This is a genomic window from Plantactinospora sp. B6F1, assembly GCF_040120695.1.
GTDB lineage: Bacteria > Actinomycetota > Actinomycetes > Mycobacteriales > Micromonosporaceae > Plantactinospora.
In genome coordinates this window covers 74,241-95,678 of sequence record NZ_JBEEAC010000006.1, presented here as the reverse complement: position 1 = coordinate 95,678, position 21,438 = coordinate 74,241, and the positions used below count along the sequence as shown (strand labels likewise).

14 protein-coding genes and 5 pseudogenes are annotated in these 21,438 nt (G+C 72.3%); 4 read left to right on the top strand and 15 right to left on the bottom strand.

Annotated features, from left to right (window positions below; all coding sequences use genetic code 11):
• Positions 1 to 110 precede the first annotated feature (110 nt).
• The 3 genes from ABNF97_RS11130 to ABNF97_RS11120 form a co-directional block, all read right to left on the bottom strand.
• Positions 111 to 1,058: an acyl-ACP desaturase gene (locus ABNF97_RS11130; protein WP_349338471.1), complete on the bottom strand. Its 948-nt coding sequence runs from the start codon at positions 1,056 to 1,058 to the stop codon at positions 111 to 113.
• Positions 1,059 to 1,125: 67 nt separating this feature from the next.
• Complete coding sequence (gene hisS / locus ABNF97_RS11125) at positions 1,126 to 2,472, bottom strand: histidine--tRNA ligase (protein WP_130460336.1); 1,347 nt, start codon at positions 2,470 to 2,472, stop codon at positions 1,126 to 1,128.
• A gap of 43 nt (positions 2,473 to 2,515) precedes the next feature.
• The gene (locus tag ABNF97_RS11120; protein WP_130465551.1) at positions 2,516 to 3,268 is read right to left on the bottom strand and encodes an MBL fold metallo-hydrolase; all 753 of its coding nucleotides are present in this window, start codon (positions 3,266 to 3,268) and stop codon (positions 2,516 to 2,518) included.
• 324 nt (positions 3,269 to 3,592) lie between these two features.
• Here ABNF97_RS11120 and ABNF97_RS11115 point away from each other — a divergent pair, with 324 nt between their 5' ends.
• Both ABNF97_RS11115 and ABNF97_RS11110 read left to right on the top strand, forming a co-directional pair.
• Positions 3,593 to 4,546, top strand: coding sequence for a peptidylprolyl isomerase (locus tag ABNF97_RS11115; RefSeq protein ID WP_130460337.1), 954 nt, complete (start codon positions 3,593 to 3,595; stop codon positions 4,544 to 4,546).
• Between the two features lie 66 nt (positions 4,547 to 4,612).
• Positions 4,613 to 5,440, top strand: coding sequence for a peptidylprolyl isomerase (locus tag ABNF97_RS11110; RefSeq protein WP_349338470.1), 828 nt, complete (start codon positions 4,613 to 4,615; stop codon positions 5,438 to 5,440).
• Between the two features lie 112 nt (positions 5,441 to 5,552).
• On the opposite strand, the pseudogene ABNF97_RS11105 reads toward ABNF97_RS11110, so the two are convergent.
• From ABNF97_RS11105 to ruvC, 10 genes and pseudogenes are all read right to left on the bottom strand, one after another.
• Positions 5,553 to 7,976: pseudogene (locus ABNF97_RS11105) on the bottom strand (RelA/SpoT family protein); the annotation flags it as partial.
• A gap of 546 nt (positions 7,977 to 8,522) precedes the next feature.
• Positions 8,523 to 9,086, bottom strand: coding sequence for an adenine phosphoribosyltransferase (locus tag ABNF97_RS11100; RefSeq protein WP_130460338.1), 564 nt, complete (start codon positions 9,084 to 9,086; stop codon positions 8,523 to 8,525).
• Between the two features lie 83 nt (positions 9,087 to 9,169).
• Complete coding sequence (gene secF / locus ABNF97_RS11095; RefSeq protein ID WP_349338468.1) at positions 9,170 to 10,396, bottom strand: protein translocase subunit SecF; 1,227 nt, start codon at positions 10,394 to 10,396, stop codon at positions 9,170 to 9,172.
• Between the two features lies 1 nt (position 10,397).
• A complete protein-coding gene (secD, locus tag ABNF97_RS11090) occupies positions 10,398 to 12,308 on the bottom strand; it encodes a protein translocase subunit SecD (protein WP_349338467.1) in 1,911 nt (636 codons plus the stop codon).
• Positions 12,309 to 12,464: 156 nt separating this feature from the next.
• Positions 12,465 to 12,794, bottom strand: coding sequence for a preprotein translocase subunit YajC (gene yajC / locus ABNF97_RS11085; RefSeq protein ID WP_130460340.1), 330 nt, complete (start codon positions 12,792 to 12,794; stop codon positions 12,465 to 12,467).
• Between the two features lie 145 nt (positions 12,795 to 12,939).
• Positions 12,940 to 13,842, bottom strand: a pseudogene (gene ruvB / locus ABNF97_RS11080) (Holliday junction branch migration DNA helicase RuvB); the annotation flags it as partial.
• Between the two features lie 246 nt (positions 13,843 to 14,088).
• Positions 14,089 to 14,568 (bottom strand): annotated as a pseudogene (locus tag ABNF97_RS11075) (LAGLIDADG family homing endonuclease); the annotation flags it as partial.
• Between the two features lie 140 nt (positions 14,569 to 14,708).
• Positions 14,709 to 14,916 (bottom strand): annotated as a pseudogene (locus tag ABNF97_RS11070) (Holliday junction branch migration DNA helicase RuvB); the annotation flags it as partial.
• The gene (ruvA, locus tag ABNF97_RS11065; RefSeq protein WP_349338466.1) at positions 14,913 to 15,515 is read right to left on the bottom strand and encodes a Holliday junction branch migration protein RuvA; all 603 of its coding nucleotides are present in this window, start codon (positions 15,513 to 15,515) and stop codon (positions 14,913 to 14,915) included. The gene ruvA and the pseudogene ABNF97_RS11070, both read right to left, overlap by 4 nt.
• 92 nt (positions 15,516 to 15,607) lie before the next feature.
• A pseudogene (ruvC, locus tag ABNF97_RS11060) lies at positions 15,608 to 16,120 on the bottom strand (crossover junction endodeoxyribonuclease RuvC); the annotation flags it as partial.
• A 203-nt stretch (positions 16,121 to 16,323) separates the two neighbouring features.
• Here ruvC and ABNF97_RS11055 point away from each other — a divergent pair.
• Positions 16,324 to 17,175 carry a 3-hydroxybutyrate dehydrogenase gene (locus ABNF97_RS11055; protein ID WP_349338465.1) on the top strand — a complete coding sequence of 284 codons (852 nt, stop codon included), beginning with the start codon at positions 16,324 to 16,326 and terminating at the stop codon, positions 17,173 to 17,175.
• A gap of 17 nt (positions 17,176 to 17,192) precedes the next feature.
• Positions 17,193 to 19,130, top strand: coding sequence for a helix-turn-helix domain-containing protein (locus ABNF97_RS11050; RefSeq protein ID WP_349338464.1), 1,938 nt, complete (start codon positions 17,193 to 17,195; stop codon positions 19,128 to 19,130).
• 96 nt (positions 19,131 to 19,226) lie between these two features.
• On the opposite strand, the gene ABNF97_RS11045 is transcribed toward ABNF97_RS11050, so the two are convergent.
• Positions 19,227 to 19,835, bottom strand: coding sequence for a TetR/AcrR family transcriptional regulator C-terminal ligand-binding domain-containing protein (locus ABNF97_RS11045; protein WP_130460345.1), 609 nt, complete (start codon positions 19,833 to 19,835; stop codon positions 19,227 to 19,229).
• 13 nt (positions 19,836 to 19,848) lie between these two features.
• On the bottom strand, positions 19,849 to 21,417 hold the full coding sequence (locus ABNF97_RS11040) for a DHA2 family efflux MFS transporter permease subunit (RefSeq protein ID WP_130460346.1): 1,569 nt from the start codon (positions 21,415 to 21,417) through the stop codon (positions 19,849 to 19,851).
• Between the last annotated feature and the right edge of the window lie 21 nt (positions 21,418 to 21,438).

Here is a 21,438-nt window from a genome sequence, read left to right as displayed (position 1 = left end):
GGCCGGCTCCACCGGGTGGCAGCGGCGCGGCTCGACCGGTGGTGATTCGGCCCGGTCCCGGGACAGCCTCCCGGGACCGGGCCGCCCCCCCCTCCCCCGGTGTGGCTCTGTCAGGCCCCGGCACGGCGGGCCAGCCGGGCGTCCCGCCTCTCCTCGAACCGGGTCGCCGCCCGGCCCAGCCCGTCGAGGTGCGCCGCCATCTCCTCGCGGGCGGCCTCGCCGTCGGCGTCCAGCCCGGTGACGTTCCAGACGTCCCACTGCCGCAGCACCGGCAGCAGTACGTCGTCACGGTGCTGGCGCAGGTCGTAGATCCCGGCCAGGGCGATCGCCACCGACTTGCGGGCGAAGCCCTCGATGCCGTTGCCGGGCATCTGGAAGTCGGCGACCACGTCGGCGACCGCCCGCATCGTCTGGCTCGGTGCCAGTTCGAACGCGGCGCCGAGCAGGTTGCGGTAGAAGACCATGTGCAGGTTCTCGTCCGCGGCGATCCGGGCGAGCAGTTGCTCGCAGCGCGGGTCGCCGGTGACCCGGCCGGTGTTGCGGTGCGAGATCCGGGTGGCGAGTTCCTGGAACGAGACGTACGCCAGCGAGTGCAGCACCTCGGTGTCGTGCGGGTTGACGTAGCCGGCGGACATGTGGGTCATCCGGGCCCGCTCCAGCGCCACCGGATCGACCGCCCTGGTCACGGTGAGGTAGTCCCGGATCGCCGTGCCGTGTCGACCCTCCTCGGCGGTCCACCGGTGCACCCAGGTCCCCCAGGCCCCGTCCCGGCCGAAGAGGGTCGCGATCTGGTGGTGGTACGACGGCAGGTTGTCCTCGGTCAGCAGGTTGACCACCAGGGCGGTCCGAGCCACCTCGGGCACCCTGCTCTGCTCCGGTGCCCACGCCTCGCCGTCGAGGATCCCGTCGAAGGTGCGCCCCTCACCCCACGGCACGTACTCGTGCGGGAACCACTCCCTGGCCAGCCGGAGGTGCCGGTCGAGGTTCTCCGCGACGACCGGCTCCAACTCGATCAGCAGAGCGTCCTGGCGCAGCGGTGCGGCGGGGGTGACGGTCACGGGCTCTCCCTACGCATGCGTAACTTACGTTAGCGTAGGTTACGGCCGTCACCCCGGGTCCGCAAGATCAGCCCACCGTCGGCCAGAGATCCGCCGCCGGCGGCTGCCAGACGTCCGGCGCCGCCGCCACCTGGTCACCGGAGCGGATGTCCTTCACCTCGTCCCCGACCCCGTCGGCACCGGGGAACCAGACGAACGGGATACCGCGCCGCTGCGCGTACCGGATCTGCTTGCCGAACTTCGCCGCCGACGGCGACACCTCGGTCGGGATGCCCCGCCGGCGTAGCGCGTCGGCGATCCGGTTGCTCTCCGGCCGGCGCTCCTCGGCCGCGAGCGCCACCAGCACACAGGTCGGCACGTCCCGGGAGATGGTCAGCGCGCCCGCGCCGAAGAGCAGCCCGAGCAGCCGGGTGACCCCGATCGAGATGCCCACCCCCGGGAACCGGGCGTTGCCGTCGCTGGCCAGGTTGTCGTACCGGCCACCGGAGCTGACCGAGCCGTACCGCTCGTACCCGCGCAGCTGGGTCTCGTAGACGGTACCGGTGTAGTAGTCCAGGCCCCGGGCGATGCGCAAATCGGCCACGCAGAGCCCCGGGGCGTGCGCGACCGAGTTCTCCATCACCGCGACCAGCTCGGCCAGCCCCTCGTCCAGCATCGGGTCGGTCACCCCGAGCCCGCGCACCGCGTCGGCGAAGGACGGATCCGGGGTGGCGATCTCGGTCAGCGCCAGGCACGCCTTGGCCTGCGCCTCGGTCGCCCCGGCGGTCTCGGCCAGCAGCGCCGCCACCCGGGCCGGCCCGATCCGGTCCAGCCGGTCCACCGCGCGCAGCGCCGCCAGCGGATCGGCCAGCCCGATCCCCCGGTAGAAGCCCTCCAGGATCTTGCGGTTGTTCACCTGGATCGTCACCGGCGGCCGCCCGTCGGTGCCGCCGAGCGGCAGGCCGCCGAGGGCGTCGCCGAGCACCAGCGGGATCTCGGCCTCGTGGTGCGCCGGCAGGATGTCCCGGTCCACGATGTCGATGTCGGCCTGGAGGAACTCGCGGTAGCGCCCCTCCTGGGGACGCTCGCCCCGCCAGACCTTCTGGATCTGGTAACGCCGGAACGGGAACTGCAGCCGGCCGGCGTTCTCCAGCACGTACCGGGCGAACGGCACGGTCAGGTCGAAGTGCAGCCCCAGGCTGCCCTCGCCGGCACCCGCCGGCCCCTCCTCCTGGAGGCGACTGACCAGGTAGACCTCCTTGGAGGTCTCGCCCTTGCGCAGCAGCTGCTCCAGCGGCTCGACGGCGCGGGTCTCCAACGGCGCGAAGCCGTACAGCTCGAAGGTGCGGCGGATCCGCTCGAGGACGTACTGCTCGATCATCCGCTGCGGCGGCGCCCACTCCGGGAAGCCGGAGATCGGTGTTGGCTTGCTCATGATGCTCCTGTCGGAACTCGCGCGGAACACGCGCGAGCGGGGATTACCAGCCCCGGGTGGGCGCAACCCCCGGCCCGTGGAGGCCGGCGACCTCGATCAGGTACGGATTGCTCGCCCGCTCGCGGCCGATGCTGGTCGCGGGTCCGTGGCCGGGCAGCACGACGGTGTCGTCGGCGAGCGGGAGGATCTTCTCCCGCAGGCTCGTCACCATGGTCGGCAGGCTGCCGCCCGGCAGGTCGGTGCGGCCGATCGACCCGGCGAAAAGCACGTCGCCCGCCAGGCAGATCTGCTCCGCCGCCCAGTCCACCCCGGGTGGAAGGGGCAGGTCGGACCGGACAGCCGGGCCCGCGCCCGGCAGCCGGAACAGCACCGACCCGCCGGTATGGCCCGGGGCGTGGTCGACGGTGATCTCCAACCCGGCCAGCGCCAGGGTCGCCCCGTCGGTCAGCTCCGCCACATCCTCCGGCTCGGCGTACGGCAGCCGGCCGCCGAAGAGCTGGGTCAGGTCCATCGAGAGCGCCTTGCTCGGGTCGGCGAGAAGTTCGCGATCGTTCGGATGCACGTACGCCGGGATGCCCCGGGCGCCACAGACCGGGGCGACCGAGAAGGTGTGGTCGAGATGACCATGGGTCAGCAGTACGGCCGCCGGCCGCAGCCGATGCTCGGCCAGCAGGTCGTCGAGCCGGTCCAGCACCCCGATGCCGGGGTCGACGACGACACACTGTTCCCCGGGCGCGGTGGCCAGCACATAGCAGTTGGTGCCGAAGGCGTCCGCGGGGAAGCCGGCGACGAGCACGTCCGCTCCTCCCATCCGACGATCTCAGTAACAGTTCGACCCTCAGGTCACAGTTACGGTTCGGCCCCACCATATCGGGCGTCGGGTGCGCGCCACCGCCCGTACGCACCCGCCTCCGCGGACAGCGGAGCACACAGTGATAATCTCCGATGGTCTCAAGGTGACCTCGTACAACACTTTCCCAGCCGCTACCCGTACACTCTGGCGGGCGTGTGGCGTGGCGCACTTGACGCCGGGCGGCGAATCGTGCCGTGGCCAGCACGACCACCGGCACCGTGACCACAGGTAAGACGACGACCAGGGCACATGGAAAGGGGAGCTCGGGTGGCTTCCAGCAGAGACCGGCAGCGCAAACTCGCGCGGGCCAAGCTCGACCGGCAGATGGCCCGGCGGGCGGCCGCCGCCCGGCGCAGGCGGCAGGTCCGGGCCGGTATCGGCTCCGCCGTCGCGCTGCTGCTGATCGTGCTGGGCTCCTTCTGGGCGCTCGGCGGCTTCGACCGCGACCCGGCCGACGACACCGCCACCCCGGAGACCTGCACGTGGACCAGCCAGGACGCCCAGGCGAACACGAACCTGAAGGACGTCGGCACCCCGCCGACCCGGGACCTGCCCACCACCGGCACCCGGCCGATGACGATCACCACGAACCAGGGTGCCCCGATCACCGTCGAGCTGGACCTGGCGAACGCACCGTGCGCGGGGGCGAGCTTCACCCACCTGGCCGGGAAGTCGTTCTTCGACAACACCACGTGCCACGAACTGACCACCGAGGGAGCGCTGCACTGCGGCGATCCGAGCGGTACCGGGCAGGGCGGCCCGACGTACACGTTCTTCAGCGAGAACACTCCGGACGCCCCGGCGGCCCCGACCGCCGATCCGTCGGCCAGCGCCAGTCCCTCGACGGACCCGTCGCCGAGCCCGACGGCCAGCACTCCCGCCGCGCCGATCTACCCGGTCGGCACCGTGGCCCTGATCAGCAACCCGCCCGGCGCCAACGGCAGCCAGTTCCTGATCTTCTTCAAGGACTTCAGCCCGACCCAGCCCAACTACCCGATCGTCGGCCGGGTGACCAGCGGACTCGACGTGATCAAGAAGATCGGCGCCATGGAAACCGTGGACAATGGTTCTGGCGTCAAAGTCAAGCCGAAGACCGACGTGGTGATCCAGAGCCTCACCGTCGGTGAGCCGTCCTCGGGCGACCCGACGACGGCGCCGACGGCGGCGACCCAGACGCCGACCGCACCGTCGGCCAGCCCGACGGTCGCCGGACAGTCCTGAGAACCACAGAGACCAGCCCAGCCGCGGACCCGGCCGCGCGCTGCACATAGTCCAGGAGGAGCCACCGTGACGTCCACCAGAGAGCGGCAGCGCGCCGCGGCGCGCGCCAAGCTGGAACGGGAGATGGCCGAGCGCGCCGCCGCCGCCCGCAAACGCCGGCAGGTGCAGGCGAGCATCGGCGCCGGGGTCGCGTTGCTGCTGGTGGTCGCCGGCACGGTGTGGTTGGTGATGAGCATCGGCGACGACAAGGACACCCCGACCGAGGCCGGCGCGGCCACCTGCGCCTGGACCGACATCCCGGCCGAGCAGCGCAACGAGGCGACCAAGGACGTCGGGCTGCCCCCGACCTCGGTGAAGAACACCGGCAGCCAGACCATGACGATCGACACCAATCTCGGACAGATCACCGCCAAGATCAACCTGGCCGACGTGCCCTGCACCGCCGCCAGCTTCACCCACCTGGCCGAGAAGAAGTTCTTCGACAACACCAAGTGCCACCGGCTGGTGACCCAGGGCCTCCAGGTGCTCCAGTGCGGCGACCCGAGCGTCACCGGCGACAAGTGGAAGGAGACCGACGGCACCGGCGGGCCGGCCTACCGGTTCGCCGAGGAGAACCTGCCGACGGACAAGCGGCCGCCGTACCCGGCCGGGGTGATCGCGATGGCGAACTCGGGCCAGCCGGGAAGCACCGGCAGCCAGTTCTTCATCGTGTACGGCGACTCGCAGCTGCCCGCCTCCTACACCGTGCTCGGCACCGTCACCAGCGGTCTGGACCTGGTGGCCCAGGTCGGCGCGGCCGGTGACGACGGCGCCTTCGCCCAGCAGGCCGGTGGCGGCCACCCGAAGAAGGAAGTCCTGATCAAGTCGCTGACCATGAGCGCCCCGGTCGGCTGAGCGCCGGAGCCGTAGACACCACGGCGCCGCGTCGCCCCTCTGCGGGGCGGCGCGGCGCCGTTCTTGCGTGCCCGGACGGGGTCCCCCGCCTGCGTGTGCCCTGCGGACGGGCTCAGGCGCCCGAGGTGACCCGGTAGGCGTCGAAGACGCCGTCCACCTTGCGTACGGCGGCGAGCAGGTGCCCCAGGTGCTTGGGATCGGCCATCTCGAAACTGAACCGGCTCACCGCCACCCGGTCCCGGGTGGTGGTGACGGTCGCGGAGAGGATGTTTACCCGCTCGTCGGAGAGCACCCGGGTCACGTCCGCGAGCAGCTTGTGCCGGTCCAGCGCCTCGACCTGGATCGCGACCAGGAAGGTCGAGGCCGAGGTGAGCCGCCAGCTCACCTCGACGATGCGCTCGGTCTGCACCTTGAGGTCCTCGGCGTTCGCGCAGTCGTCCCGGTGCACGCTCACCCCGCCGGAGCGGGTCACGAACCCGAACACGGTGTCCGGCGGCACCGGCGTGCAGCAGCGGGCCAGCTTGATCCAGACATCGCTGACGCCGCGGACCACCACGCCCGGGTCGTTGCTGTTGCCCCGGCGCTGCGGACGGGTGGCGACCGCGGTCTCGGCGAGGTCCTCGGCGGCCCCCTCCTCGCCGCCGTAGCCGGCCATCAGCTTCTGCACCACGGACTGCGCGGAGACCTGACTGTCGCCGACCGCGGCGTAGAGCGAGGCGACGTCGGCCAGGTGCAGGTCCCGGGCGATGGTCATCAGGTTGTCCGTGGTCAGCATCCGCTGCAACGGCATGCCCTGCTTGCGCATCGCCTTGACGATCGCGTCCTTGCCGGCCTCGATCGCCTCCTCGCGCCGCTCCTTGTTGAAGTACTGCCGGATCTTCGTCCGCGCCCGAGGGCTCTTGACGAAGCCCAGCCAGTCCTGGGTCGGGCCGGCGGTGTCGGACTTCGAGGTGAAGATCTCGATCACGTCACCGTTGGAGAGCGTCGACTCCAGCGGCACCAGCTTGCCGTTCACCCGCGCGCCGATGCACTTGTGCCCCACCTCGGTGTGCACCGCGTACGCGAAGTCGACCGGGGTCGAGGCGGTCGGCAGCGGGATCACGTCCCCCTTGGGAGTGAAGACGTAGACCTCCTGGCTGGAGAGGTCGAAACGGAGCGCGTCGAGGAACTCGCTCGGGTCGGCCGCCTCGCGCTGCCAGTCCAGCAACTGCCGCAGCCACGTCATCTCGTCGATGTGGGCCGGCGGGCCGACGATCGTCTCGCCCTTCTTCTCCTTGTACTTCCAGTGCGCGGCGATGCCGAACTCCGCCGTACGGTGCATGGCGTACGTGCGGATCTGCATCTCGACCGGCTTGCCGCTCGGCCCGATCACCGTGGTGTGCAACGACTGGTACATGTTGAACTTCGGCATCGCGATGTAGTCCTTGAACCGGCCCGGCACGGGCTGCCAGTTCGCGTGGATCACACCGAGTGCCGCGTAGCAGTCCCGCACCGTGTCGACCAGGATGCGCACGCCGACCAGGTCGTAGATGTCGTTGAAGTCCCGACCCCGGACGATCATCTTCTGGTAGATCGAGTAGAGGTGCTTGGGCCGGCCGGTCGTCTCTGCCTTGATCTTGGCGGCGCGGAGGTCGACCTGCACCTTCTGGGTCACCTGCCGCAGCAGCGCCTCGCGCTGCGGCTGATGCTCCCCGATCAGCCGGTTGATCTCCTCGTAGCGCTTGGGGAAGAGGTTGGCGAAGGCCAGGTCCTCCAGCTCCCACTTGATGGTGTTCATACCGAGCCGGTGCGCCAGCGGCGCCAGGATCTCCAACGTCTCCTTGGCCTTCTGCTCCCGCTTGGCAGGCGGCAGGAAGGTCAGGGTACGCATGTTGTGCAGCCGGTCGGCCAGCTTGATGACCAGCACCCGGGGGTCCTTGGCCATCGCCACCACCATCTTGCGGATCGTCTCCGCCTTGGCCGCGTCGCCGAGCTTGACCTTGTCCAGCTTGGTGACGCCGTCGACCAGCAGCGCGACCTCGGCGCCGAAGTCGACGCGCATCTGGTCGAGCCCGTAGTCGGTGTCCTCGATGGTGTCGTGCAGCAGCGCGGCGACCAGGGTGGTGGTGTCCATCCCGAGGTTCGCCAGGATGGTGGCTACCGCCAACGGGTGGGTGATGTAGGGGTCACCGGACTTGCGGTACTGCCCGGAGTGCCACCGGGCGGCCATGTCGAAGGCGCGTTGCAGCAGCCGCGCGTCCGCCTTGGGGTGCGACGCGCGGTGTGTCGCGATCAGCGGCTCCAGCACCTCGCTCACCTGCGGGGTCTGCCAGGGCGCGTTGAACCGGGCCAGCCGGGCCCTCACCCGGCGCCCGGTGGGCGCGTTCGCCAGGGCGAAGCTGGTCGCGGGCGGCTGCGGGCTCCCGCCCGCCATTCCGGCGAACTCGCCGGCCGCCCCGGAGGCCACGCTGGCGCCGATCCCCGCCGGTACGGCCGGGACGCCGCCACCGCCGCCCTCGGCCGGAGCCGCACCCGTGCCAGCGGCCGGGCCGCCACCGGCGGAACCGGCCGGCGAAACGCCAGCGCCCCCGGCCGGAACAGCGCCGGCGCCCGGTCTGCCGAGCGCGGTGGTCGGCACGCCGGCCGCCGGGACGGTGCTGTCGTCGGCAGGGCTGCCGCCGGCCGACGGGGCCGAGCCGAGGGGTCGCGTCGCCGCGCCGGCCCGCCCGGGGCCGGTCTGGGACTGTTCGGCGGCGGGCGCCGGCTCCTCGGGGGGACCCTGGGGACGGCCGGCTCCGCTGGCCGGGGGCTGGGCTGCACCACCGGCGCTGGCCATCGCGTCGGCTGGAGTGGTCGTGACGTCGGCGGGGTTGTCAGCCTCGTTGGTGGGATGCACCATGCCCTCCGCCGGAGGGGCGACATCGGAAGACACCGGCCTCCTCAACATTTCGCCGGGAATGACCCGACCGTAACCGGTCGACCCGGGCCTACGCCAGTCACGGGCAGGTCGCCCGGGCCAGCACGAAGGGCAATCCTACCCGTCCGGAAGGGCTGGCGACGGTCCTGACGGGCGTATGCGGTGGTCGGATGGTGACTCGGGGTGCTAAACGGTCAGCAAGGCATGAACCGCCCGGGGCGCCAGCAGGTCCCGGCCGTTCAGGAAACTCAACTCCAGCAGCACACTGAACCCGGCCACCGTGCCACCGGCCCGCTCGACCAGTTCCAGGGTGGCCTGTGCGGTCCCACCGGTGGCGAGTACGTCGTCGACCACCAGGACCCGGTGTCCGGCGGTGAACGCGTCCTGGTGCACCTCCAGGGTGGCCTCGCCGTACTCCAGGGCGTACGAGGCGGCGTACGCGGCCCGGGGCAGCTTGCCGGCCTTGCGTACCGGCACCACCCCGACCCCGGTCGCGTAGGCGATCGCGGCGGCCACCACGAAGCCGCGCGCCTCGATCCCCACCACCACGTCGAACGAGTCCCGACCGTGGTGGTCGACGATGTTGTCGATCACCGCCCGGAAGGCGGCACCGTCGGCGAACAGCGGCATCAGGTCCTTGAACACGACGCCCGGCTTCGGGAAGTCGGGTACGTCCAGCACCCGGCTGGCCACCAACTGGGCGGTGACCGGGCCGCTGTCGCCACGTACCTCGGTCTGGGTCTCCGTCACACTGCGTCCTCTCCGGGCAAAGGCGCCCGACCCGCCCGCCTCTGCGGCGGCGCGTCGGGCGCCTTTCGATCCGTTCGTCCGGCTCAGCGCCGCTTGCCGCCGGGGCGGTTGCCACCGGAGCGGCCGCCGCGGGCGCCACCGGACCGCTTGCCCGTCGGACGGGAGCCGACCTTCGGCGCGGTTCCGGCCAGCGCGGTCGCCTCGGCCGGAGCCTCCTCGGTCGCGGGCTCGGCGGCCGGCGCCTCGGCGGCCTGCTGCCGGGCCTGGCCGGGTTGCCGGGCGGGGCGGCGGGGGGCTGAGGCGTCCCGGCCACCACCGGCCCGCCGGGCCAGCACCCGCTGGGTGTGCTGCCGGATCCGCGGCTCCCGCTCCTTCAGCGTCACCAGCAGCGGCGTGGAGAGGAAGATCGACGAGAAGAACGCGGCGCCCATACCGACGAAGAGCACCAGGCCGAGGTCCTTCAGCGTGCCGGCGCCGAGCAGTCCCGCACCGATGAAGAGCAGGCCACCGACGGGCAGCAGGGCGACCACCGAGGTGTTGATCGACCGCATCAGGGTCTGGTTCAGCGCCAGGTTGGCTGCCTCGGCGTACGTCTGGCTGCTGCCCCCGGTGATTCCTCTGGTGTTCTCCTGGATCTTGTCGAAGACGACCACGCTGTCGTAGAGGGCGAAGCCGAGGATGGTGAGGAAGCCGACGATGGTCGATGGGGTCACCTCGAAGCCGACCGCCGAGTAGATGCCGGCGGTGAGCAGCAGGTCCAGCAGGAGGCCGCTGACGGCGGCGATCGCCATCCGCAACTCGAACCGGATCACCAGGTAGCCGGTGACCAGCACCACGAAGATCACCAGACCGAGCAGTGCCCGCTGGGTGATCTGGGCACCCCAGGCGGCGCTGACCCGGCTGTCGCTGATCTGGTCGACCTCGATGCCCAGGTCGGCGGCGACCGCGGTGCGGACGTCGGTGGCCTGTTGCTGCTCCAGCGGGGAGGTCCGGAACAGGTAGGTGGCGTTGGCGCCGTTGCCGACCTGCTGGCTGGAGACCACCTGGGCCGGCCCCGCCGGCGTCGACTTGTCGGCGAGCGCGTTGCCGATCGCCGCCTCGGCCCGCTCCATGGTGCCGACCGAGACCGGCACCTGGAACTCGTTGCCGCCCCGGAACTCGATGCCGAGGTGGAAGCCCTGGATCACGAAGCTCAGGACGGCCAGCAGCACCAATCCACCGGCGACGCTGAACCACAGCTTGCGGCGGGGGACGATGCTGAGACCGGCTTCACCGCGGTACAAGCGGCTGGCGAGCCCACTCCTGCTCATCTCAGGCCTCCTTCACGCGGGTCTTGCGGGTCGTCGGCGTCTCGTCGTCGTCCCGGTTGTGCAGAGCCCGACCCAGCCCGCTGACCCGTGGCGACAGGAAGGCCGGGGTGCTCGCGAACAACGTCATGATCGGATGCCGGAAGAGGAAGACGACCACCAGGTCGAGGATGGTGGCCAGGCCCAGCGCGAAGGCGAAGCCCTGCACGGTGCCGACCGAGACGAGGTAGAGCACCACGGCCGCCATGATCGAGATGGCGTTCGCCGAGATGATCGTCCGGCGGGCCCGGGCCCAGGCGCGGGGCACCGCGCTGCGCGGGCTGCGCCCGTCCCGGATCTCGTCTTTCAGTCGTTCGAAGTAGATGACGAAGGAGTCTGCCGCCACACCCAACGAGACGATGAAACCGGCTATCCCGGCGAGGGTCAGGGTGAAGCCGATCTGCCGGCCGAGCACCACCAGCGCGCCGAAGACCAGGATGGCGGAGAGGACCAGGCTGAGGAAGATCACCGAGCCGAGCAGCCGGTAGTAGAAGAATGCGTAGATGACCACCAGGAGCATGCCGATGCCGGCGGCCAGCAGACCGGCCCGCAGGTGCTCGGTACCGAGCGTGGCGGTGATGTTCTGCGCCTCCTGCGCCTTGAAGGTCAGCGGCAGGGCGCCGTAGCGGAGCTGGCTGGCCAGCTCGTTGGCGCTGGCGCTGGTGAAGCTGCCGCTGATCTGGGAGTCACCGGTCAGCACGCCCAGGATCTCCGGCGCGGAGATGATCTTGTTGTCCAGCACCACCGCGACCCGGCACCGGCCCTCGTCGCCGAGGGCCGCCTGGTCGCACTGGCCGTCGGTGTTGTTGTACGCCTCGCGGGTCAGGTTGGTCCACTTGCTCTGCCCCTCGCCGGTGAAGTCCAGACTGACCACCCACTGGCTGGTCGTCTGGTCCAGCACACCGGCGGCGTCGTCGACGTCGGTCCCCTCCACCTTGGCGACGTCCAGCAGGCTCTTGGTCTGGCCGGCCTCACAGGCCACCACCTGCTCGTTCGGCTCCTTGATCGAGCCGGGCGCCCGCTGGTCGAGCTTCTCGCAGGTGATGGTCGGCACGTTGAACTGGACGCTGGCCGGCAGGACCCGGATCTCCTGCGGGGTCAGCTCGGCGAACGGCTTGAGCTTCTCGGCGAGCGCCGGGTCCGCACTGAAGTCCGCCGGCGCCTGGAGCGCGGTGGCCGCGGCCCAGGCCTCGGCACCGACCTTCTGCTCCACCGCCGCGCGCTGCTGCTCCAGCGTCATCTCGTCCGGGTCCGCCGGGGCGGCGCTGGCCGAGCCGCTCGGTGCGGGCGAGGCACTGCCGCTCGGCGTGGGCGTGGGCGCCGGAGCGCCGCCGCCCTGGCCGCCGGCGGCCGGCGACGAGGTGGCGGCGGGAGACGGGTTGCCGGACGGGCTGGCGCTGCCGGCGGGGGTCGGGCTGCCGGACGGGGCCGGGCTGGCCGACGCGCCGGGCGACGGTGCGGTGTTGACCGGGCCGCCACCGTCGGTCATCTTGAGCACCTTGCGGAACCGCAGCTCGGCCGGGGTGCCGACATCGTCGAGGTCGGCATTCTGCCCCGGCACCGAGATCACGATGTTTCGGTTGCCCTCGGTGACCACCTCGGCCTCGGCGACACCGCGGCCGTCCACCCGGGCCTGGATGATCTGCCGGGCCCGCTCCAGGGAGGCAGCCGGGGGCGCCTGACCGGCCTCGGTGGCCGCCTCCAGGGTCATCCGGGTGCCGCCGACGAGATCCAGGCCGAGCTTCGGCTCAAGCCGATCCGTCCAGCTGCCCTTGGCCCCGGCGGCGAAGAACACCAAAAGATAGAGGACGGTGAAGATCAACCCGAGCACGGCCAGCTGCCGCCCGGGTCGCATCTGTCCCTGAGGTGGTGCCACGGCTTTCCTGTCTCCCTGCGCGGTTCGGCCGCTAGTGGTGGGCGGCGGGTCGGACGCCGGAGGAGTCCGGCGAGATGCGTACCGCACCGGCGGGGGTCCCACCGGCCCGTTGATCTATTATGGTCGATGCCAAACCTGCCCCGTCGGGCGGGTCGGTCATTCCTTCGCGTCGACCTCTTCGGGCACCGACTCGACCCGCTCGACCTTCTTGACGACCCGGGCGATCGCCGGCCGCGCGTACCGCGTCTGCACGCCGGGCGCCACCTCGAGCATCACGGTCTCGTCGTCCACGCTGGTGACGGTGCCATAGAGGCCACCGATGGTGACCACCTCGTCACCGGTGCCGATCGAGGACTGCATCTGCTCGGCCTCGCGGCGCCGCTTCTGCTGCGGCCGGATCATCATGAAGTACATGACGACGAAGAGCAGGACAATCATGAGCAGCGGCATGAAGCTGCCAGCTCCGCCGCCGCCCTCTGCTGCCATAAAAGGCACTGTTACGACCTTCCCATCGGCCTCGCCCCGGCACGTGCGCACCGGAGCGGAGGCAGGAACTCACGTCCTGTACAAACCGCGGCGAGTCTAGTCCCTGCACCTGAGAACACCGAATGCGGCACAGATCACGAACGGATCACACCTCCTGGGAACCCGCGGAGAAGAGATCGGGCCCCGGAGACCCGCTCGAACCAAATGTACCATTTGGCGGAGTCCGTCCCAGGTGTCGCCAAGCGGCCTCGGTGGCCACCCGCCCCCGCGGAGTACGGGCCAACAGCCCGGCCCGGACCAGGAAGGGCTCGCAGACCTCCTCGACGGTGTCCGGCTGCTCCCCCACCGCCACCGCCAGGGTCGACAGCCCCACCGGGCCGCCCCGGAAGGAGTCGACCAGGGCCGTCAACACCGCCCGGTCGAGCCGGTCCAGCCCCAGCTCGTCCACGTCGTACACGCGCAGCGCCGCCCGCGCGGTCTCCCGGTTCACGGTCCCGTCCGCCCGTACCTCGGCGAAGTCGCGTACCCGGCGCAGCAGCCGGTTGGCGATCCGGGGCGTCCCCCGGGACCGGCCGGCGATCTCCGCCGACCCGCCCTCGGTGATCGGCACCCCGAGGATCCGCGCCGAACGCTGGATCAGCACGTCCAACTCGTCCGGGGAGTAGAAGTCGAGGTGCGCGACGAAGCCGAACCGGTCCCGCATCGGGCCGGTCAACAATCCCGACCGGGTCGTCGCGCCGACCAGGGTGAACGGCTCGACGTCCAGCGGGATCGCGGTGGCGCCCGGCCCCTTGCCCACCACCACGTCGACCCGGAAGTCCTCCATCGCGCTGTAGAGCAGCTCCTCGGCCGGCTTGGCGATCCGGTGGATCTCGTCGATGAAGAGCACGTCGCCCTCGGCCAGGCTGGTCAGGATCGCGGCGAGGTCACCGGAGCGCTCGATCGCCGGACCGCTGGTGACCCGGATCCCCGCGCCCAGCTCGGCGGCGACGATGTTCGCCAGGGTGGTGTTGTGCACGACCAGGTCGTTGACCGTGAAGGTGTGGTCGTCGGCGACGGTCAAACACCGGCACGGATGCAGGCCGGCGGGCTCGACCGCGACCACCCGGTCAGCGGCGAGACCCCGCGCGAACCGGTCCCGGCGCGGCAGGGCGCCCGGCGTCGCCGGGCCGGGCGAGCCGGGCGAATCGAGAGACCCCGGCAAACCGGGGGACCTGGGCGAGCCGGGGGATCCGGACGGCGCCCACTGCGCCAGCCGCCGACCGCGCTCGTCCAGCACGCCGGCCCGTTCGACGAACCGGGCGACGTCGTCCCGTCCGGTCACGCTCAACCGCCACGGCGCGGGCGGCCGCCCCTGGCCGTCTCGACCGGCCTCGATCCGGGACTGGACGCCGAGCCGCAGCAGCAGGTGCTGCACGTCCCGGAGCAGGCCGGACGAGGCGCTGTGGAACCCGACCAGCACGCCCGGATCGCGCCGGCCCACCGACCCGGCGACCGCGAAGTACGCCCCGAGGAAGGCGCCGACCTGCCGCTCGTCACCCCGGAAGACGAAGGGCGGGAGCCGGTGCGCCGGGCCCCCGACGCCGAGCAGGCGGCCGGCCGACCGGAACTCGTCGGTCGACTCGGCGGCGCCGGCCGTCAGCTCGGGACGCAACACGTTCGCCAACACGTCCCGGTCGGTCAGGTCGCCCGCCTTCGTCCACCCCTCGGTGGTCCAGAACGGGTGGTCCGGCGCCGCCACCACCTGCCGGCCGCTCGCCGTCCGGATCCGCACACAGTCGAGTTCGCCCTGCTCGTGCACGGCCTCGACCAGCGCCGGCCGCCCGGTGCGGGTGACGACGCGGTCCCCCGGCACGATCTCGCCCAGCCGGCGTCGGGTGCCGTCGGCGAGCAGCACCAGAGCCTCCACCGAGACCGGCTTACCCAGGCCCGGCGGCCCGGAGAGCAGGATGTGGTCCGGCGGGGCGCCGCGGCCCATGGCGCCGCGCAGCAGCAGGTCGAGCTGGTCGCGCACCCGGTGCTGGGCGATGAAGTCGGCGAGCCGCTTCGGGCGTACGGTGACCTCGGCGTCCCGCTCCGTGTCGCTCGCGTACGCCGAGACCAGCCCCTCGGAGTCGGTCACCGGGTCCGACCCAGCAGTCGGATGGCCTGCTTCAACAGCACCGGCACCGGCGGCACCTCACCGTCGACCGTCTCCGCCACCGCCGCCACCGCCTGCTCCGCCTGGGACGCCGTCCAGCCGAGCCCGACCAGCGCCTGCCGCACCTGCTCCGGCCAGGCGCCGGCGGTGACCCCGGCCGCGCCGTCCGGGCCGACCGGGATCGGACCGATCCGGTCGCGCAACTCCAGCACCAGCCGCTCCGCCCCCTTCTTGCCGATCCCCGGCACCCGGGTCAGGGTGCCGGTGTCGGCGTTCGCGATCGCCTTGCGCACCACGTCGGGGGCGTGCACCGCGAGGACCGCCTGGGCGAGCCGGGGTCCGACCCCGCTGGCGGTCTGGAGCAGTTCGAAGAGTTGCTTCTCGTCGTCGTCGGCGAAGCCGTAGAGGGTCAGCGAGTCCTCCCGGACCACCAGGCTGGTGGCGAGCCGGGCGGGCGAGCCGACCCGCAGCCCGGCCAGGGTGCCGGGCGCGCACTGCACCGCCAGGCCCACCCCGCCGACCTCGATCACCGCGCCGTCCGGGGACAGCCCGGCGACCACACCCCGGACACTCGCGATCATCCCGTTCCTCCCTGTCGCTTCGGGCCCGGCCGGGCCCCCCGGCGGGACGTACCCGGACGGGCGGCGTCCCGGGCCGCCGCCGGCGCCGTACGCTGCCGGGCCGCGCTGGCCGCCGCCGCGAGGCGGGCCCGGGTGCCACCGCGCCAGATGTGGCAGATCGCCAGCGCCAGCGCGTCGGCGGCGTCGGCCGGCCGGGGCGGCTCGGCCAGCCGCAGCAGCCGGGTCACCATCGCCATCATCTGCGCCTTGTCCGCCTGGCCGGAACCGGTGACCGCCGCCTTGACCTCGCTCGGGGTGTACGTCTGCACCGGCAGCCCGGCCCGGGCCCCGGCCAGCACCGCCACCGCACTGGCCTGCGCGGTCCCCATCACCGTCCGCACGTTGTGCTGGCTGAAGACCCGTTCCACCGCCACGGTGTGCGGCTGGTGCTCGGCGACCAGCCGGGTCAGCTCGGTGTCCAGGTGCAGCAGGCGCAGCGGCAGCTCGTCGGCCGGGTCGGTGTAGACGACGTAGTACGCCACCAGGGCGCACGGCCGGCCGGGTACGCCCTCGACCACGCCGACCCCGCACCGGGTCAACCCCGGGTCGACGCCCAGCACCCGCACGCCGCCCCCTCCCCGTGCCGCAGCACGTACGTGTGTTCGACACCCTACTGGCCTGCTGCGGAGCCGGAAACGCCGACACGCCCGTACCCGATCATCGCCGGCCGGGCTCGGTCGCCCGCCGGCGGTCGCCACATAGGCCGGTGCCGGAGTATGTGGCCGGCGCCCATGTGCCGCCGACCGGTTGCCTCGTAACTTTCTCGGCCATGACGGTAGAACCGGGTCGGGACGACCAGGCCGCGCGAGGGCGGCAGCAGGAGGCTGCGGCGCCGGCCGACGGCCCGACCGGTGCCCGCCACCCGCGGGTCGTCCGGCTCGACCTGTCCGGCAAGACCGCCCTGGTGACCGGCGGTGCCGGCGGCATCGGCCGGGCCTGCGCCGTCCGGCTGGCGGCGGCCGGCGCGAAGGTGATCGTGGTGGACCGGGACGCCGGCCGGGCCGAGACGGTCGCCGCCGAGGTCGGCGGCCGGGCGCTCGGGCTGGACCTCGCCGATCCCGGTGCCGTCGACCGGATCGACCCGGGGCTCGACATCGTGGTCAACAACGCCGGGCTGCAACACGTGGCGCCGCTCGACGAGTTCCCGCCGGAACGCTTCGACCACCTGCACCGGGTGATGGTCACCGCGCCCTTCCTGATCGTCCGGCGGGCGCTGCCGCACATGTACGCCGCCGGCTGGGGCCGGATCGTCAACATCTCCTCGGTGCACGGGCTGCGCGCCTCGGCGTTCAAGGCGGCGTACGTCTCCGCCAAGCACGCCCTGGAAGGGCTGTCGAAGGTCGTCGCCCTGGAGGGGGCGACACGCGGGGTGACCGCCAACTGCGTCAACCCGGCCTACGTCCGCACGCCCCTGGTCGAGGGACAGATCGCCGCGCAGGCCACCGCGCACGGCATCGCCGAGAGCGAGGTGGTCGAACGGATCATGCTGGCCCGGGCGGCGATCAAACGGCTGATCGAGCCGGAGGAGGTGGCAGAACTCGTCGCCTACCTCTGCTCCCCCGCCGCCTCCTCCCTCACCGGCGCCTCGATTCCCCTCGACGGGGGTTGGACGGCGAACTGAGTGGACGCCGACGCAGAATGAAGCCCGTGTCCTCGCCGATCGAGTTTCTGGAGCTGCTGGCCCGGGAGGCCGCTCCGGTCGAGTTCGAGGGGCCGCTGGTGGCCGCCCGGGCGGCCGGGGTTCCCGCCGAACGGCTCGCCGAACTAGAGGCGGCGAAGGTGGTGGCGCTGCGGGTACGGGCGCTGCTGGAACGGCGGCGGCGCCGCGAGGCGGAACTCTCCGGCCTCTACGACACCGCCAGCGACCTCGCCGGGCTGCGCGACTCGGACGACGTGCTGCGGGCGATCGTGCGCCGGGCCCGGCACCTGCTCGGCACCGACGTGGCGTACATGACGCTGGTCGACGACGACCGGGGCGACACGTACATGCGGGTCACCGACGGTTCGATCTCGGCCCGGTTCCAGGGGCTCCGGCTGCCGATGGGCGCCGGACTCGGCGGGCTGGTGGCGCAGACCGGCAGCCCGTACGCGACCGCGAACTATCCGCGGGACGCGAGGTTCCACCACACCGGGGAGATCGACGCCGGGGTACGCGAGGAAGGGCTGGTCGCCATCCTCGGGGTGCCGCTGCGGCTCGGCTCCCGGGTGATCGGGGTGCTCTACGCCGCGAACCGATCGGCCCGGCCGTTCGCCCGGGAAGAGGTGTCGCTGCTGCTCTCGCTGGCCGCGCACGCCGCGGTCGCGATCGACACGGCACGGCTGCTCGCCGAGACCCGGGCGGCGCTGGCGGAGCTGTCGGCGGCGAACACGACGATCCAGGCGCACAGCGCGTCGGTGGAGCGGGCCGCCGCCGCGCACGACCGGATGACCTCGCTGGTGCTGCGCGGCGGCGGGGTGGAGGACGTGGCGGCGGCGGTGACCGAGATACTCGGCGGCGCGCTGCTGGCGTTGGACGCCGAGGGCCGGACGCTGGCCCGGGTCGGCGAGATCGGCGAGCCCGACCGGGCGGCGCTGGACGAGGCGGTGGTGGCGTCGCGCACCGAGGGGCGCAGCGTGCACCGGGGCGACCTCTGGTACGCCGCCGTCGTCGCCGGTACGGAGAATCTCGGCGCCCTGGTCTCCCGCCCGGAGGAGGAACTGGTCGACGCCGACCAGCGGATCCTGGAGCGGGCGGCGCTGGTCACCGCGCTGCTGCTGCTGTTCCGGCAGACGGTCGCCGAGGCGGAGGGACGGGTCCGGGGGGAGCTGCTCGACGACCTGATCGCCCGACCGGTGATCGACGTCGCCGCGTTGCGCGGCCGGGCCCGCCGGCTCGGCGTGGACCTGGACGCGCCGCACGTGCTCGTGGCGGTGGCCGACGACGCGATGACGGGCAGTACCTCGGTGCGGCAGCGGGTCACCTCCTGGGCCAGCACGTACGCCTTGGCACACGGCGGGCTGGCGGCGGGCCGGGACGGGCGGGCGGTGCTGATGCTGCCGGGCGGCGACGCGGGTGCGGCGGCCCGGACCGTGCTCCGGGACCTGTCCCGGGCACTGGGCCGGCCGGTCACCGCCGGAGCGGGCGGGCCGGCGACCGGACCCGCCGCACTGGCCGGGGCGGCCCGGGAGGCGGAGCGCTGCCTCACCGCGCTGCGCGCGCTGGGCCGGTCCGGCGAGGGGGCCAGCAGCGCCGAACTCGGCTTCGTCGGGCTGCTGCTCGGCGCGGTCGAGTCCGGTGGCGAGCGGGAGGTGGCCCGGTTCCTGGTCGACACCATCGGTCCGGTGGTCGACTACGACGCCCGCCGGGGGACCGCGCTGGTGAAGACGCTGGAGGCGTACTTCGGGGTGGGTGGCAGCCTCGCCCGGGCGGCGGAGCTGCTGCACGTGCACGTCAACACCGTGACCCAGCGGCTGGATCGGGTCGGTCAGCTGCTCGGTGCGCAGTGGCAGAAGCCGGAGCGTGCGCTGGAGGTGCAGCTCGCGCTGCGCCTGCACCGGCTGCGCAGCTCATCCGGGCCGGCCGCAGCCGACGGCTGATGCGGTGTCCAGTAACGTTCGCCGGGTTTTGTCGTATCCGTGGCTCATTTGTCGTACCCGTGGCTCAACGGCGGACGGTGGGGCCGCCACCCGCGCTCAGCGGACGGCGATGCCGGCGATGACGGCGTCGACGACCCGCGCCGGCAGGTCGTGCTCGTCCAGGTCAGGCTGGGCGCGGAGCAGCCGCTGCATCACCAGCGGCGCGGTGAGCAGCGCGACGGTGAGCTCGACGTCGAGGTCGGCACGCAGCTCGCCGAGGTCGATCCCCCGGCGCAGCACCTCGCGGATCATCCGCCGTCGCGGCTCGACCATCTCCTGGTAGAGCCGGTACTGCTCGGGGCTGCGGCTGATCACGGGCATCAGGCAGGGCATGATCTGCCGCATCCGGGGGTCCGGGTTGTGCCCGGTGTTGCCGACCAGCGTGACCAGGTCCTCGCGTACGGACCGGCCGGGCGGTGGCGGTGGCGGCGGCTTCAGCCGGCGCAGGGCGTCCTGGAGCAGGGCCTCCTTGCCGGACCAGCGCCGGTAGATGGTCGCCTTGCCCACCCCGGCCCGAGCGGCGATCGCCTCGATCGACAGCGTCTCGATACTGCTGTCTCCGGCGAGCAGGTCGAGCGCGGCCTCCAGGATCGCCTCGTCCGCGCGGATGCTCCGCGGGCGTCCTGGCGCCCGCGGAGCATCCGTCGTCTCGGTCACGTCGCCCATTGTCCCCGGTCGCTCAGGCGGCGACCAACTCGGGATCGGCCACCGGCTCCGGCGGCAGCAACTGCTCCTCGGCCATGCGGCCGGGCAGCCAGCGGAGCACCACCAGGATGCCGAGCGCGGCGATCGCCGCCGACAGCCCGCTGGCCCAGTGCATGGCCGTCACGAAGGCGTCGTTGGCGGCGCTGGTCACGGCCGAGCCGGCCGGACCGAGCCGCTCCGCGACCGCGTACGCCCCGGAGACCGACTCGGACGCGGCGTCCCGGGCCGGCGCCGGCAGCGTACGGGCCGCCGGCTCGATCTGGTCCCGGTAGACCCCGCTGAGCACCGAGCCGAGCACCGCGACGCCGAGCGCGCCGGCGACCTGACGGACGGTGTTGCTGACCGCCGAGCCCACCCCGGCCTTCTCCCGGGGTAGCGCAGACATGATCGACTCGGTCGCCGGCGGCATGATGTTGGCCATCCCGACGCCCTGGACGAAGAAGATCAACCCGATGATCCAGATCGGGGTGGTCGCGGTGGCGAAGGCGAACGCCACCAGCGCCCCCGAGGTGAGGGCCAGCCCGGTCACCGCAACCGCCCGGCCGCCGTACCGCTTGACCATGGCGGCGCTGCGCGGTGCGAAGACCAGCTGGGCGACGGCGAACGGCAGCATCAGCAGACCGGTCTCCAGCGGGCTGTAGCCACGGACGAGTTGCAGGTAGAACGCACTGAAGAACATCACGCCCATGGCGGCGAAGAAGACCAGGCCGATCACCGCGACCGGGGCGGCGAACCGGGGTACCCGGAACAGGCGTACGTCCAGCGACGGGAACTCGACCCGGCGCTCCCAGGCCACGAACGCGGCGAGCACGGCCAGCCCGCCGACGATCGACGCCCAGACCAGTGGCCGGCCGAAGCCGTGCTCGCCACCGTCGATGATCCCGTACGACAGGGCGACCAGGCCGACCACCGAGAGCAGTACGCCGATCACGTCGATCCTGCCCGGCCTCGGGTCCCGCGAGTCGGGCACCAGCAGCGCCACCGCGACCAGCCCGATCAGCACCACCGGCACGTTGATCAGGAAGACCGAGCCCCACCAGTAGTTCTCCAGCAGCAGTCCACCCAGCACCGGGCCGATCGCCACGCCGAGACCGATCGCACCGGCCCAGACCCCGATGGCGCGGCCGCGCTCCCGGGGATCGAAGACGTTCGAGATGATCGACAGGGTCACCGGCATCACGGCGGCGGCCCCGAAGCCCATCAGGGCACGGGCGCCGATCAGTTGCCCCGGACTCTGCGCGTACGCCGACAGCAGCGATGCGAGGCCGAACATCGCCAGGCCGACGAGCAGGAACCACTTGCGTCCGTACCGGTCGCCGAGCACACCGAAGGTGAACAGCAGCCCGGCGAAGACCAGGGTGTACGAGTTGATCGACCATTCCAGTTCGCCCTGGCTGGCGCCGAGGCCGTGCACCGGGTCGGCCAGGGTGCGCAGCGCGACGTTCAGGACCGTGTTGTCCAGCACGATCACCAGCAGGCTGATCACGAGCACGCCGAGAATGGCCCAGCGCCTCGGGTGCCCGGTGTTTTCGGTTAACTCCATGCCTTGATGTCCCCCCGAAGC

What these genes read in the sequence shown, in the direction of transcription:
- ruvA (WP_349338466.1), bottom strand. Translation starts at nt 15,515, where the DNA reads ATGATCGCGAGTGTCCGGGGTGTGGTCGCCGGGCTGTCCCCGGACGGC.
- ABNF97_RS11050 (WP_349338464.1), top strand. Translation starts at nt 17,193, where the DNA reads ATGAAGCCCGTGTCCTCGCCGATCGAGTTTCTGGAGCTGCTGGCCCGG.
- ABNF97_RS11040 (WP_130460346.1), bottom strand. Translation starts at nt 21,417, where the DNA reads ATGGAGTTAACCGAAAACACCGGGCACCCGAGGCGCTGGGCCATTCTC.
- hisS (WP_130460336.1), bottom strand. Translation starts at nt 2,472, where the DNA reads ATGAGCAAGCCAACACCGATCTCCGGCTTCCCGGAGTGGGCGCCGCCG.
- secF (WP_349338468.1), bottom strand. Translation starts at nt 10,396, where the DNA reads ATGAGCAGGAGTGGGCTCGCCAGCCGCTTGTACCGCGGTGAAGCCGGT.
- yajC (WP_130460340.1), bottom strand. Translation starts at nt 12,794, where the DNA reads ATGGCAGCAGAGGGCGGCGGCGGAGCTGGCAGCTTCATGCCGCTGCTC.
- ABNF97_RS11045 (WP_130460345.1), bottom strand. Translation starts at nt 19,835, where the DNA reads ATGGGCGACGTGACCGAGACGACGGATGCTCCGCGGGCGCCAGGACGC.
- ABNF97_RS11055 (WP_349338465.1), top strand. Translation starts at nt 16,324, where the DNA reads ATGACGGTAGAACCGGGTCGGGACGACCAGGCCGCGCGAGGGCGGCAG.